This window comes from Klebsiella sp. 1SOBk10mer (assembly GCF_046602535.1).
Taxonomy (GTDB): domain Bacteria; phylum Pseudomonadota; class Gammaproteobacteria; order Enterobacterales; family Enterobacteriaceae; genus Klebsiella; species Klebsiella quasipneumoniae.
Map to the genome: position 1 here is coordinate 64,905 of NZ_JBKIUP010000004.1, position 13,497 is coordinate 78,401.

16 protein-coding genes are annotated in these 13,497 nt (G+C 59.9%); all 16 read right to left on the reverse strand.

The features are described 5' to 3' along the window. Position 1: 1 nt before the first annotated feature. From pduS to pduA, 16 genes are read right to left on the reverse strand one after another with little or no spacing between them, the layout of a single operon-like run. Positions 2-1,357: a cobalamin reductase PduS gene (gene pduS / locus ACLH1I_RS12660; protein WP_048325611.1), complete on the reverse strand. Its 1,356-nt coding sequence runs from the start codon at positions 1,355-1,357 to the stop codon at positions 2-4. Next, the gene (gene pduQ, locus ACLH1I_RS12665; RefSeq protein ID WP_032456568.1) at positions 1,354-2,466 is read right to left on the reverse strand and encodes a 1-propanol dehydrogenase PduQ; all 1,113 of its coding nucleotides are present in this window, start codon (positions 2,464-2,466) and stop codon (positions 1,354-1,356) included. The genes pduS and pduQ overlap by 4 nt, the downstream gene beginning before the upstream one ends. Positions 2,467-2,477: 11 nt before the next feature. Further along, on the reverse strand, positions 2,478-3,872 hold the full coding sequence (gene pduP, locus ACLH1I_RS12670) for a CoA-acylating propionaldehyde dehydrogenase PduP (protein ID WP_062914404.1): 1,395 nt from the start codon (positions 3,870-3,872) through the stop codon (positions 2,478-2,480). Then, positions 3,869-4,879, reverse strand: coding sequence for a two-domain cob(I)yrinic acid a,c-diamide adenosyltransferase PduO (gene pduO / locus ACLH1I_RS12675; protein WP_062914403.1), 1,011 nt, complete (start codon positions 4,877-4,879; stop codon positions 3,869-3,871). Before pduO ends, pduP begins: the two co-directional genes overlap by 4 nt. A gap of 9 nt (positions 4,880-4,888) precedes the next feature. Further along, a complete protein-coding gene (gene pduN, locus ACLH1I_RS12680; protein WP_000549823.1) occupies positions 4,889-5,164 on the reverse strand; it encodes a propanediol utilization microcompartment protein PduN in 276 nt (91 codons plus the stop codon). A gap of 3 nt (positions 5,165-5,167) precedes the next feature. Further along, entirely contained in the window at positions 5,168-5,659 is a 492-nt protein-coding gene (gene pduM, locus ACLH1I_RS12685) for a microcompartment protein PduM (RefSeq protein WP_062914402.1), read from the reverse strand. Then, positions 5,656-6,288 carry a phosphate propanoyltransferase gene (locus ACLH1I_RS12690; RefSeq protein WP_064150829.1) on the reverse strand — a complete coding sequence of 211 codons (633 nt, stop codon included), beginning with the start codon at positions 6,286-6,288 and terminating at the stop codon, positions 5,656-5,658. The genes pduM and ACLH1I_RS12690 overlap by 4 nt, the downstream gene beginning before the upstream one ends. Continuing rightward, positions 6,288-6,770 (reverse strand): BMC domain-containing protein, encoded by a 483-nt coding sequence (locus ACLH1I_RS12695; protein ID WP_148719384.1) that lies wholly within the window; start codon positions 6,768-6,770, stop codon positions 6,288-6,290. The genes ACLH1I_RS12690 and ACLH1I_RS12695 overlap by 1 nt, the downstream gene beginning before the upstream one ends. A 3-nt stretch (positions 6,771-6,773) precedes the next feature. Next, the gene (gene pduJ / locus ACLH1I_RS12700) at positions 6,774-7,049 is read right to left on the reverse strand and encodes a propanediol utilization microcompartment protein PduJ (RefSeq protein ID WP_001057755.1); all 276 of its coding nucleotides are present in this window, start codon (positions 7,047-7,049) and stop codon (positions 6,774-6,776) included. A gap of 19 nt (positions 7,050-7,068) precedes the next feature. After that, positions 7,069-7,419: a propanediol dehydratase reactivase beta subunit PduH gene (gene pduH, locus ACLH1I_RS12705; RefSeq protein ID WP_062914399.1), complete on the reverse strand. Its 351-nt coding sequence runs from the start codon at positions 7,417-7,419 to the stop codon at positions 7,069-7,071. Then, positions 7,409-9,241: a propanediol dehydratase reactivase alpha subunit PduG gene (gene pduG, locus ACLH1I_RS12710; protein ID WP_023319056.1), complete on the reverse strand. Its 1,833-nt coding sequence runs from the start codon at positions 9,239-9,241 to the stop codon at positions 7,409-7,411. Before pduG ends, pduH begins: the two co-directional genes overlap by 11 nt. A gap of 15 nt (positions 9,242-9,256) precedes the next feature. Next, entirely contained in the window at positions 9,257-9,778 is a 522-nt protein-coding gene (pduE, locus tag ACLH1I_RS12715; RefSeq protein ID WP_049003235.1) for a propanediol dehydratase small subunit PduE, read from the reverse strand. A 14-nt stretch (positions 9,779-9,792) separates the two neighbouring features. Beyond that, a complete protein-coding gene (pduD, locus tag ACLH1I_RS12720; RefSeq protein ID WP_004205483.1) occupies positions 9,793-10,467 on the reverse strand; it encodes a propanediol dehydratase medium subunit PduD in 675 nt (224 codons plus the stop codon). A gap of 10 nt (positions 10,468-10,477) precedes the next feature. Further along, positions 10,478-12,142, reverse strand: a complete 1,665-nt coding sequence (gene pduC / locus ACLH1I_RS12725; protein ID WP_048325588.1) for a propanediol dehydratase large subunit PduC — start codon at positions 12,140-12,142, stop codon at positions 10,478-10,480. Between the two features lie 18 nt (positions 12,143-12,160). Next, positions 12,161-12,973 (reverse strand): propanediol utilization microcompartment protein PduB, encoded by an 813-nt coding sequence (gene pduB / locus ACLH1I_RS12730; RefSeq protein ID WP_004205485.1) that lies wholly within the window; start codon positions 12,971-12,973, stop codon positions 12,161-12,163. After that, positions 12,970-13,254, reverse strand: coding sequence for a propanediol utilization microcompartment protein PduA (gene pduA, locus ACLH1I_RS12735; protein WP_001183618.1), 285 nt, complete (start codon positions 13,252-13,254; stop codon positions 12,970-12,972). Before pduA ends, pduB begins: the two co-directional genes overlap by 4 nt. Between the last annotated feature and the right edge of the window lie 243 nt (positions 13,255-13,497).

Below are 13,497 nucleotides of genomic sequence, written 5' to 3' on the forward strand. Positions count from 1 at the left end.
GTTAACCTCTTACAACCGTGATGGCCTGTTCGCTGATGGCCGCAATAACGCCGTCAATACTGGCGTGAATCGGCGCGCCTAATGCGCCTGCCGGAACATCGGCAATGCATTGCCCGCGCGTAACGCGCTCCCCGACGGTGACATTCGGCACCGCACCGGCGCCGATATGCTGGCGCAACTGCAATGTCACTTCTTCTACTGACGGTTCCTCTTCAACCAGCGGTGCTTCCTGGTACCAGGGGCTTAATCCCAGTTTGGCGATCAATCGCTTCACCGGTACGAGGCGGTATTTCGCCATTTCGTCGGCAGGATACAGCGGCCCTTCGTAGCGCTGGTTTTGCGCGCGCAGCTCGCGTTTTAGCATGCGGTTGATGCGCATCGGCGAGATCCCGACCGGACAGGCCACGCTTTCGCAGACGTTGCATTCCGAGCAGGTAAGTGCGCTAAGCAGCAGCTGCGGCGTGGCGGCCTGATGAAAGTTCACCGCCCGCACCAGCAGGTGCGGAGAGAGTTCGTGGCCGATCAGATGCCGTGGGCAGAGATCGGTACACAGCCGGCACTGCTCGCAGACGGTGCGAGCCACGGAAAGCACCGTGCGTTCGTCCTGCATTCTCCGCTGAATAAGCGGATGGCTTTTCGGCAGCACCAGCAGGCCGCCGGTGGTTTTGGTCACCGGGTTATCGAGAGAGGTGATCAGGCCGCCCATCATCGGACCGCCGTTAATAAAACCGGGGTCATCGACCGTCGCGCCGCCCGCCAGCGCCAGTACTTCGCGCAGCGGCATGCCGATGGGGACCGTGACGGTCAGCGGTCGGGCGACCGCGCCGTTAACGGTCAGCGTGCGGCGGGTGACCGGAAACTGCTGTTCAACCGCCCGGGCAATATTGAGGACCGTTTGCACGTTATTGACCACCACGCCGACGCTGGCCGGCAGCGCGGCGGGCGCGACCCGGCGACCGGTTGCCAGCCAGATGGTCAGCACTTCATCGCCCGCGGGATAGACATCCGGCAGAATATGCAGACGGATACCGGCAGGCAGCAGCGGGGTAAGGGCGTCGATAGCCCGGCGGTATTTTTCTTTCAGGGCAATGACCCCTTCGCGCGCGCCGGTTGCCGTCATCGCGTACTGCACGCCGCGCACAAGGCGCGCAGCCTGCTGCCACATCAGCTGTTGGTCGACCTTGAGCATCGGTTCGCACTCGGCGGCGTTGACCAGAAAAATCTCTACCTGCGCCTGTAGCTTAACGTGGGCGGGAAACCCCGCGCCGCCCGCGCCGACGACGCCTGCTGCGCGCACGCGCTCGCGGATTTCATCGGCGCTATGGGAGATTTCAACGCTGTTGATGGCGGCGCTCATAGCAGTTCCTCCAGCAGTTCCCTGATTTCTTCAGCGCAGGCTGGACGCGGGTTGGTGCGTAAGGTAACGTCCGCCAGCGCGGCCTGCACCATCGCCGGAATACGCGCGGAAAACTCAGAGCGTCCTTCTTTCAGCGCGATCGCCAGTGACGGCAGCGCGCAGCGTTGCTTGAGTCGTTCGATCTGCTGAATCAGCGCATTGATCGCCGTGACGTCATTGGCCTCTGCCGGGCAAAAGCCACAGGCTTTGGCCAGCCGCGCATAGCGTTTGCCAGCGCGGGGAACAGCGGCGTTAAAGCGGATAACCGTGGTTAACAGCAGCGCGTTAGCCAGGCCATGCGGCAGATGAAACTGCCCGCCAAGCTGGTGGGCAATAGCGTGATTAAGCCCCAGTCCCGCCTGGCTGAAGGCCATCCCGGCGAGGGTTGAGGCGTTATGCATTTTCCCGCGCGTCGCCACGCAGTCACCTTTTTCCACCGCCGTGGGCAGATACTGGAACACCAGTTTGGCGGCTTTTTCCGCCAGCGCGTCGGTAAAGTCGCTGGCGTGCGGCGAAACCCACGCCTCCAGCGCATGGGTCAGCACGTCCATGCCGGTGTTGGCCGTAATCTGCGGCGGCACGCTGACCACCAGCTCCGGGTCAAGGATCGCCATATCCGGATACAGCGCATTGTTGAACAGCGGGTACTTAATGCCTTTATCCGGGTCGCTAATCACGCAGGCGCTGGTCACTTCCGAGCCGGTGCCGCTGGTGGTTGGTATGGCCACGCAGGTTTCGATGTTGATGCCGCTCTGCTGGCTGAACCAGACAATCGCTTTCGCCGCGTCCATTGCCGAACCGCCGCCGAAGCCGATGACCACCTGCGGACGCAGGGCCTGCATTTGCGCAATCCCCTGCACCACGGTATGGATAGTAGGGTCCGGCGTTATCTCGCTAAAGACGCTAATGCGGTTATCTGCGGGCAACGCGTTACGCAGGGTATCCAGCAGCGGCGAACGCGCCAGAAAGCCATCGCAGATTATCCAGATGTGCTTATTGGTAAAGCGCTTGAGCACCGCCAGACTGCCCTGACCGCTGTACAACCGCGTTTGTAGTGAGAAAGTATTCATCGCGACCTCGGTTAGCGGATGGAAAAGCCGTTGGTCAGCACGCAGCGCCGGGAGCGGGCAAAGGTGCGCGCCGAGGTTGTCCCTTCACCGGTTGGCGTGGCAATGGTAAAGGTGGTAAAACCTTCGCCGCCGACGCCGATCCCGGCATAGGAGGGGCCGTTCTTGACGAATATCGAGGTTTGCAGGGTGCGGGCCGCAAGGTTCAGGCGCGACACGTTCTGCGAGTGCATAATGGCGGTATGATGCAGCCCCTCTTCAACCTTGAGGGCCAGCGCCAGCGCGCTATCGAAATCGCGGACTTTCACTACCGGCAGCATCGGCATCAGCTGTTCGCTGGTGACCCACGGGTCATCGGCGTTGACGATAGCAATCAGCAGACGCGGCGCTTTCGCCGGCACGGCGATCCCGGCAGCTTCCAGCATGGCCGACGGGCTTTTGCCGACCAGCTTTTTGTTTGCCTGGCCTTCAGGCAGGCAGGCGGCGCGGAGTTTGTCGGTATCGGCTGGACTGAGCAGCAGCGCGCCGAAGGTTTGCATTTGCTGCACCAGGCGTTCAGCCACGCTCTCCACCACAATCAGGCTCTTCTCGGCGATGCAGGGCAGGTTGTAATCGAACGAAGCGCCGTTGATGATATCTTCCGCCGCCTTCACCAAATCCGCCGTTTCATCAACGATACAGGGCGGGTTGCCCGCGCCAGCGCCAATCACTTTTTTACCGCTCTTCATGCCCATTGCCACAATACCCGGGCCGCCGGTGATAGCCAGCACCGCAATGCGCGGATGGGCCATCATCTGCTGGGTGGCTTCAAACGTCGGTTCCGCCACGGTGACCACCAGATTGCGGATGCCGCAGCAGCGGAAGGCAATCTCCTCTATCAGGCTGATGAGCTTGAGAGAGACCTTTTTTGCTCCCGGATGCGGGCTGAAGTAGACGCTGTTGCCCGCCGCCAGCATGCTGATGCTGTTGTTGATGATGGTTTCCGTCGGGTTGGTGCTCGGCGCGACGGACCCGATAACGCCAAACGGTGAGTATTCAAACAGCACCATGCCGCCGTCGCCGGTCAGCGCGGTGGTGGTGAGATCTTCCACGCCCGGCGTGTTGTCGAGCGCGGCCTTGTTTTTCAGGAATTTATCTTCTTTGTTGCCCATCCCCGTTTCATTGGCGCTCTCTTCCGCCAGCGTCGCCAGCAGCGGCGTCAGCTCCTGACGTATTGCGCTGATAATGGCGCTGCGGGTTTTTAGCGGGCACTGCTGATAACGTAAGAACGCCTGGTGCGCGGCGTCGATAGCCTCGCTGACGGACTGAAAAATCCCTTTGCCCTGAGGCTGGACCGGCGTTTGCGCTGGCGTGGTTAATTGCTCGCTAAGAATGGTGCGAATCAGGGTTTCGAGTTCAGAAGTATTCATTGATGTGTTCCCACGTTAATAGCCGCGATGGCGGTCTGTGCTATGTCCATGTCCTGCTCAACGCTGCCGCCGCTGATGCCAAGACCCCCAATTAATAAGCCGTCGCGCCACAGGGCGTAACCGCCGCCAAAGGTGACCACTTTTCCCTGTAAATGACTTTCCAGACCGTAAAGCGCCGCGCCCGGCTGAACGACATCGCTCAGCTCATGGGTCGCCGTTTTCATCGCCACCGCGGTCCAGGCCTTTTTCGGCGCCAGTTCGCTGCTGACCAGCAGGGCGTCCGGCATCCGCCAGGTGACGGTTTCCGTACCGTGGGCATCAACGATGCTAATCACCACCGGCACCTGAAGCTGCTGCGCGCGCTCAACCGCGGCGCGGGTGAGCTGGTGCAGATCGTGGAATGAGAGTGCCACGGGCGTCGTCTCCTTGCTGTGGCTCGGCTGGCTGGCGGCCAGATAGCGCCTGCTAACCTCACGAATAATATTGTTCTGGTGCGCATCGCTATCTTCCGCGCGGGCCAGGGCGTACAGGCAATCTGATAAGCGGTTGATGTAGCGCATCAGCACCTGGCGTACGTTGACTTCCGCCGCCAGCTCAACCAGACGGCGTTCGGCGCGGCGGGCCAGCGTGCGGGCAAAATGCAGGCGGCTCGCGGCTTCGCAGCGGCCGGGTAAAATAAAGCTATGCAGCGGTTCGACGCGGGCCATGGCCCGATCGATGGCGGCTTCCAGGGCGGAAATCTCTTCGCTGCTGATGTAGCGCTGTTTGGGCGACGGCTGCTCGCTGTCGCTGGCCAGTTCTGCGCTAAACCAGAATATTTGCTGCTGGATGGCTTCGAGCAGGGCGCGGTGATTTTCATCCGCGGCGGCGCAGGCGCACAGGCTCAGCGCGGCGTTCAGTTCGTCCAGCGTGCCGTAGGCTTCAACCCGCGGGTGCGTTTTGCTCACCCGCTGGCCGGTAAAGAGTGAGGTGGTGCCAGCGTCGCCCGTTCGGGTATAAATCGCCATATTCGCTCCTTAACGTGAAAGCGTATCGACAATGCCGACAACGGCGAGGTCGATGGCCTCGTTTGGCCCGGAAAAAACGTGCCTAGCGCTGGAGCCGCCGCTGAGCAGAACCAGCTCGCCGATCCCCGCGCCGACGGAATCGACGGCGACTTCATCGCCGGAGGTGGGGGAGGCGGGGAGTTCGCCATCGGCGCTGACCCGCCGCACCAGCAGCAGCTTTTTGCCGATCAGGGAAGGCGATTTTTGCGTGGAGACAACCGCGCCCGTGACTCGTGCCAGATGCATGATTTACTCCTGCTTAATGAATTGAATATGCCGCGCCTGTGCCGCTTCGCGCGCCAGCGCGGTCACGATGCATTTGCGGTGGATAACCAGACGCCCCTGGCCCAGCTGCGCGACGTCGCGATAGCTCAGCACTGAACCTGCATGCAGGATCAGCGGCAGTCCGCGCTCGTCGGTGAATATCACCGGCAGGCGCGCCAGTTTTTTGAGCGGGATAACCGGCAGCAGCTGGCTGTGCAGGGTGAGCTGCACGCGGATGCCGAAAGCCAGCGCCTCGTGAATTTTCCGCGCCGCGGCATCGTCGGTTTCCGCATCCGCAAGCTGAGCCAGCAGCGGCAGGTCAACGAGCAGAATGCGCAGCGAGGCGTGCTGACAGAACAGCGCTGGACAGTCGGCATCACGGAGCTGCGCAACGCTCAACGTCGCCGTGCTATGGGCGCGACGCTGCAGCCGGGAGACAATCTCCTCCACAATGCGCTGCAGAATTTCGCCGTTCATCGCGGGCCTACCAGCCGGGCAAAGGCCTGCGGGTTATCAGCGCCGGCGGCGTTGGCTTCATCGGTATCAATGTGCATTTCGAGACGCATATCCGGTGAAACGCGAACCGCCACGTTGTTGAAGATCAGCCCGCGCTCGTCGCCTTCAATGGCCACCGAAACCATATCGCCGTGCGAGACCCGCAGGATCAGCGCATCGAGCGGCGACATATGGATATGCCGCTGTGCGACGATAACCCCTGTCGAGAGTTCTAGCTCGCCAAAAGGGCTGACCAGACGGATGCCCGGCGTCCCCTTCAGATCGCCGGACATTCTCAGCGGCGCCGCCACCCCCAGGGTTCTGGCATCGGTACGCGAGATTTCCACCTGACTTACCGAGCGCAGCGGGCCGAGCAGGCGCACATTTTTAAGCTGCCCCTTCGGCCCTACCAGGGTGACGGTTTGCTCCGCAGCGTACTGTCCCGGCTGCAGCAGCGCTTTTTTCTCGCTGATGGGATGACCGGGAAACAGGCGTTCATAATCCGACGCCGACAGGTGGATATGACGATTTGAAACCCCCAGCGGAATGGGCCGCAGACGCATCTCGTCGAGGACTTTACTGACCGTTGATTCGAGAAGCTGTTTATCCATTACGCTTCACCTCGCTTGCCGGGATGAATGCAAAGGGTGCGCGGCTCGCCCTTCTGGCGTGGACATTTTGGATCCAGGCACAGGTTGCAGCTCACCACGCCTTGTTGCTGGAGGGGCTCTTCTGCTGGCGCTTCAGAAACGACATTAGCCGTCTCTGACTCTTCAGGCTCAGGTTCCATGACGGAGGGTGGGGGAGCCTCTGCTGGCAGGATCCCTTCTCCGGGTCTGGCGATGACTTTATGAGCCACCAGACCGTTTCGCTGTTCGGCAAACTGTGCACCGGTGGTGATAGCCGCCTGTACTGAGGCCACATCACCGGTAATTTTAATCACCATCCAGCCTGAACCATTGGTCTTTTCGAGGGCGACCAGCGTGATAGAAGCGGATTTCGCCATGATATCGGCGCAGCTAATAGCCAGTGCCAGACCATAAACTTCAAGTAATCCCAGTGATTGCTTCACGCGGTGCTCCTTATTCGCCATCAATCAGGCTGATTTCGGTAAAATGGCCTCAACGTCGCTGTGCGGACGCGGGATCACGTGGCAGGATTTCACTTCACCCACCACGCTTGCCGCCGCGCTGCCCGCATCCACCGCCGCTTTGACCGCGCCGACATCGCCGCGAACCATTACGGTCACCAGACCCGAGCCAATTTTTTCGTAGCCGACCAGCTGCACGTTGGCCGATTTCACCATGGCATCGGCGGCTTCAATGGCGCCTACTAACCCTTTTGTTTCAACCAGTCCCAGTGCGTTATTCATACTGCTGTTCTCCTGTTGCTTAGCTATTCAGATCCCGGAAAGGGATCCCTTTGACCAGCCGTGCCGCGTTATTACCGGTGTTGCGGTGGGCCTGACTGTCCTGATGAAGCATCAGCGTAAAAAGCGGCGCCGATGCGGGTAAATTCTTGTAGTGCACGACCAGCGTATGGCGGTCGCAGGCGATGCCCACCAGCAGCGGCGAGCTGCGCGCCGCCTGCCAGGCGCTGTCCACGACATCCCCGGCCGGGTGATGCTGGAGCAGGAAAGGAATGCCTTCCTCTTCGATACCCAGCAGCACTTCGCGCCACAAGCCGTCGCAGCCGTCGATGGCGGCGATCACAATAGCCGGGGCGGTGTGATTACTGTCCATGCGCAAACTCCTTATGCCAGGAGAGAATCAGACCGGTGGCCACCGCGTTTCTGGGGCCTTCGCTGCCGCGAATATTTCCTCGCCCGGCCACCAGGCGGTAGTGCGCCAGCGCATCGGTGACCAGCTGCGGAACTTCGAAATCCAGCGACGAGCCACCGACCAGCACCACGAACGGAATATCGCGAATGTTGCCGGTCGGGCTGACCTGACGCAGCGCGCGCAGGGCGTTGGTGACAAAGACGCGCTCTTTGGCGCTGCGGCGAATGGCGCGCACTTTTTCCAGCGCTAAGTCGCCGGGAAGCGGCACCAGTTCGTCCGGTTTCACCACGCAGACGCGGGCGAATACGGCGGGGGGCAGCGGCGTGGAGAAGAACTGCACGCTGCCGTCCTCGTGGCGCAGATGGAACAGACTTTCGACTTTCGCCAGTGGATATTTTTTGATCTCTTCCGCCAGGTAGCGATCCTCCAGCCCCAGCTCGCGGGCAATGATCATCGTCACCATATCGCCAGCTCCGGCGAGGTGAGTGGCGATGATTTCGCCTTTGGGGTTGATGATGGAGGCATCGGTGGAGCCTGCGCCCAGGTCGAGGATCGCCAGCGGACGCGTGGTGCCGGGGGTGGTCAGCGCGCCGAGAATGGCGGCTTCGGCCTCTGCGCCGCCGATCTGTACGTCGATATTGAGCTTCTGCTCGATCTCGCGGGCAATCATCGCCATCTGCAAACGGTCAGATTTCACCATGGAGGCGATGCCCACTGCCTGCTCCAGCGAGAACTCCCCGGCCAGACCGCCGGTGACGCTCACCGGAACCGAGGTGTCAACGGCCAGCAGATCCTGAATAAAAATCTCGCTGCTGGGCTTGTTGGTCAGCTCGGCCATGGTCTGGCGCACATGCTCCAGCATGCCGCCGATATTGGTCCCCGACTCGCCGGTGACGTTATCGAGTTTGCCGCAGCCGTCGACCGCTTTCATGATGGCTTCGGCTCCGGCGGCGACATCTACGCGTACGCTCCGGCCCTGGGCCAGCAGCTCAAGGTTACCGGCGGGTATCGCGCGCGCTTTGACGTCACCGGATGGCGTTTTGACCACCACGGCGGAACGGTTGCCAATCAGCGCTCGCGCCATCGGCACGATGTTTTTCGTCTCCTCGGCGTTGAGGTGGAATACGGTGGCGATGCCGTAGGGGTTAGAGAGCGTTTCGATGACCTTCCCCGGGACGGCGACCTCAATTGCCGCCAGCATCCCCAGCGGAATGCGGTCGATGTACAGCACTTCGTCAACGATCGGCAGCGGTTTTTCCAGCCGGTTGCTGACCAGCACGCCATCGTCACGTTGCAAAATGACGCCGGTAATCTGATATCCGGCGCGCAGGGAAGCGTTAATCACGCTGGCGATATCGGCAAAGTCAAACGCCGACGACACCACCAGGATATAGGGCGCGTCCGCCGGGCGGGTTAACAGCTCCTGCGGCGTAATGGTGATGCCCACGCCAAGCCCCGCGCCGCCGGGCGTTTTCGGGTTATGGCCGATCATGGTTGATTCGGTGATGATGGTTTCGGTAATGGTTTCCATCGCCACATCGCCAATCACCGGCGTGGCTTCGTTAATGCGGATGAGCGAAATATCGCTGACACTGATCCCCGCGCGCTTTGCGACCAGCGCGAGGGCCTCCTGAATGCCGAACACGTTACGCAACGTGCCTTTGATCCCGGTGGTTTCCGCCAGCGCGCTGTGCGTAATCGTCAGCGCGCCAGCCTCATTCAGGGTCGCCAGGGCGACTTCCGTCGATGAGTTGCCGATATCAATGCCAGCTATATATCGCATCACATGCCCCTGTAATTAATCGTCGCCCTTGAGTTTTTTACGCTCGACGTACAGCGTTGCCGCTTCGCGAACGAAAGCGGCGCAAATCTTCGCCTGATAGCGGCTTTCGAGATCGTCGGCGATCGCCAGCAGCTCCTCTTTCGTCGAGCGATAGGGGCGGAGGGCGTTGTAGATTTCAAGAATGCGATCGTCCGGTACCGCGGTCAGTTCGGCGGCGCGTTCGAAGTTCATCGCCAACCGGTCGCGGCCCGCGTCCCTGGCGATAGAAGCCTGTAAGCGCAGCGTTTCCGGGGTAATACGCATATCCTGAGCGGTGACTTTATTGCTCAGCACGTTTTCCAGCGTAAAGTCGTCCAGCGTTTTATTGGTGGCGGTTTTCACCCATTCCGGGTGCTTATTCGCCAGCGGGTAGTCGCTGACCTTTGCGCTACGGGGCGCGCCGCCAGCCGCCGGAGCCGCCGCTGGCGCCTCGCCCTGCAGGCTGTTCATACGGCTTAATACGTCGCGCACCATCGATTCAATTGCGTCGGTATTCATGGAGTTATCCTTTATCAAAGCGCCACGCGCAGTTCCTGCGGGTTTTTGCCCGTCACCACGTACTTGGTCTCTTTAATGTGCAAAATGGCCGATTTCGCCTGGTATTTTGGCCGCGCCATCTGGTCGTTCAGCGTCGGGACCGGCTGCGGCGATTCGCGTTTCGCATAGCGGGCGGCGTTTTTACCAATCTGGCGGTAGGTTTCCAGGGTCAGCAGCGGCGCCTGGGGGAACAGCTCCAGGTTAGAGAGCGGCGGCAGGCCCTGCTGGTGGATAACGGTGGTGCCTTTTGACTGGATGCCGATAGAGATGCCGGAGCCGCTCAGGCGGTTGCCTTCAACGGCGACGAAGGCCACGTCGGAGGATTTAAAGCAGCGAATTACGCGCGCTTTAATGCCTTCTTCTTCAATACCGGCAATCACTTCGCGCAAAATGCTCTTATGCGGTATGCCGACGATATTGACGGTCTGCGCCAGGCCGAAAGCCGGGCCGACGGCGATAATCACTTCATCCTGCTGAGTGCCCTGACGCGCTTCGCCGACTTCCGTCAGGAAGCCGTCGGCAGCAGGCGCGGTTGCCTGCGGCGCAGTCGAGGCCGCCGGCGCATTAAACGAGACCGGTTTATCGCTGCCCTTCATTTCGCTAAGCACTTCTTCAATTATCTGGCGCAGCAATTTTTCATTAATTTCCATTTCTCACCCCTTAATCAATCTCGTTGGGATCAAGAGCGCCAGGGATGTTTTTAATCTCTTCCCAGCGTTCGCCCTGCAGGCGATAGCCCGTTGCCGGACCGGCATAATCGTTAACGTCGTTGACGGCTGATAGCACCTGTCCGTCGCCGACGATGATTGCGGAGGTATGCAGATAGTCCCCGGTCAGCTTGGCTTTCTGGATGTTGAGCATGTCCTGGGCCACGTCGGTGAAGCCGCCCTGCGCCAGCGCTTTCACCACCTCCAGGCCGTTGCGGTTCTTGTTGATGATCTCCTGGGCGAATTTGATGTCTTCGACGATGTTGCGCTCCGGCATATCTTTCGAACCGTGGGCGTAGGTCGCGGCTTCCACTTCTTCATCGGTAATCGGCGGCAGCCCCATTCCGGCAAACACGGTCTGCAGCGCGCGGGCGGCTTTGTTACGGATGGCGATAACATCTTCTTCGCGAACCGGACGCAGACCGCCGTCGACCTTCAGGTCGCGCTGGATAACGTTGTAGTCGTCAAAGTCTTCGGCATCTTCGTTGGAACCGGCGAACATGTTGTCGTAGTTCGGCACCGCGGAATAACCGGAGGAGATGAAGTCGGTTCCCGGCAGGAACTGCATCAGCAGGCGCGCGGTACGACGCATATCGGAGTGGGTGAAGGTCTGGTCGTTACTGGAGGCGCACTCCAGATCCAGCGACGAACAGATCAGGTTTTCCGCCAGCACCGCGCGAATGCCGGAAGGCACCGCAGACGGCACGCCGATGCAGCTTACGGAGCCGTTTTGCAGCCCCTGAACGCCGGCGGCTTTGGTGATGTAGATGCAGCGCGCTTCCAGATAAAGCATGGATTTGCCTTCTGCGTAGCCCATCTGCACTTCGGAGCCGGAGCCGGAGGTGAATCGCATTTTCAGGCCGCGAGAGGCGTAGGAGGAGGCGAGGAAGCCCTTCGACCACGGGGTGTCGTCGCCGTCGGTAAAGACCGGCTCGGTGCCGTAGACGGAGATGGTTTCGGCGTAGCAGGTGTGGCCCAGCATGCCGAGCTTCAGTTCGGTCGCTTCTTCCAGCGAGCACTGGGTCAGCACGCCCGGACGGCCTACCTGAGAACCGACCAGCAGGGCGATGGCGTTAAACGGCGCATAGCGCGCTACCGCAACGGTGGTTTCCTGTTCGTCGAATCCGCGCCATGCGCCTTCGGCGGCGTCGGCGGCAATTTGCACCGGGTTGTCTTTAACGTTGGTGACGTGCGCCTGCTGAGACGGGGTGCGGCGGGCGCGCATTTTCTGCATCGCCATCATCATCTCAACCACGTTCATATGCGAAACCACTTCGACAATTTTCGCCGGGGTCATCGCGGTGGTCAGCGGGACGATTTCGCTACGCTTGACGTTCGGATCGCAGAGCATATTGGCCAGCTTGACCGAATCCATCGCCATCACTTCTTCGGCGCGATTCAGGTTGATACCGTAGCGGGCGATAAAGTGGTCGATCAGGTCAAAATCGCTCACCGGTTTCCCGTCCAGCTCGGTCACCGCGCCGTTAACGATTTTTATCGACGGTTTCGGATCGTTCGGGCTTTCCATCGCGATAAAGCCTTCTTCGATCCACTCCTTAACGAAGCCGTCCTGATTCACAGGGCGTTTCGCCAGTGCTTCAAATCTTTTCGATCTCATGAATCAGCCTCGCGGGTATCAGATGTAGGAGGGGCGATCGTTTTTCGGTTCAGCACCGAGGGTCGCAAGGACGGTTTTACCGATTTCGCGCGCGGAGGTGACTGCCTGGCGGACCGCGCCGGAGTCGCCGGAAATCACCAGGATGGCTTCGTTACTGAAGCTGGTGCCGTGCGCCGGAGAGCTATACGCCACGACTTCTACGTTGGCTGACTTCAGGGCGGTATCGGCCATCAGCACGCCAACGGAGGCCGGTGCGCCGACGATAATGCCGCAGGCGCGGCCAATCGGCGCGCCGAAGGCTTTTTCCAGGGCGTAGCTGGCGCGGGCGGTGTACTGCAGCTCTATATGTCCGGCTTCATTGCCGTAAACATCGCCAAAGGTGCGATCGAGCTCTTTCAGGGCGACTTCGATACCGCGCTTAACATCGGAAACGTCGTTGCCGCCTAAAATAATCAGCGAACCGTGGCCCGCGCCGCCTTTGGTATCGCGCGGAAGCTCAATGCTGACCACTTCGGTGTTGGTGGCTTTCACCGCTTCGTCCGCCGCCATAATGTGCGGGCCTGCGCCGGTGCGGGCGCCGAGAATGCCGATGGAGCGATAGCGTTTTTCAAGCTTCATCGCGTCCAGCAGGGCGGTATCGACGTTGGCGATCACCAGTCCCAGGGTGTCGCCAATGGCGGTCCCGACAAATTCCGTTAAACTGCAGCTTTTTTCTGCCATAGCCGTCTCTCGTATTGGATGGTTTTCAGTAGGGATGGCCTGCTGTTCCGGCGTTGCCACACGGGCAATCACCTGAGCCATGATCTGTTCAACCAGCTCATTGCTGCTCATTGGCTAATTCCCTTCGGTAAGATTTTTTCTACATCGGTGTGAGGGCGTGGGATGACGTGTACGGCTTTCACTTCTCCCACGTTACGTGCGGCGGCGGCACCGGCATCGGTGGCCGCTTTCACCGCGCCAACGTCGCCGCGCACGATGACGGTGACCAGCCCGGAGCCAATCTTTTCATAGCCCACTAACATCACATTGGCTGACTTAACCATTGCATCAGCGGCCTCTATGGCTGCGGTTAAGCCTTTGGTTTCTACCATTCCTAGTGCTTCTTGTTGCATAAAGACCTCGCATGGAGTGTTCCGATAGTGGGGACTATAAGAAGATGCGAGGAAAAAGAATGGCTGACTTCAATGTGATGGTGAAAAAATAGTGGGTATTGGATAATATAAAATTGTCTTTTATTTATTTAAGTGTTTGATGTTAATTATTATTTTTATTTGTGTTGATGTGATTATCTTGTTTTGTATATTCCATATTTACAAATTTGTTCATGACGATTTCAATTTTATCTGCTATGCGCG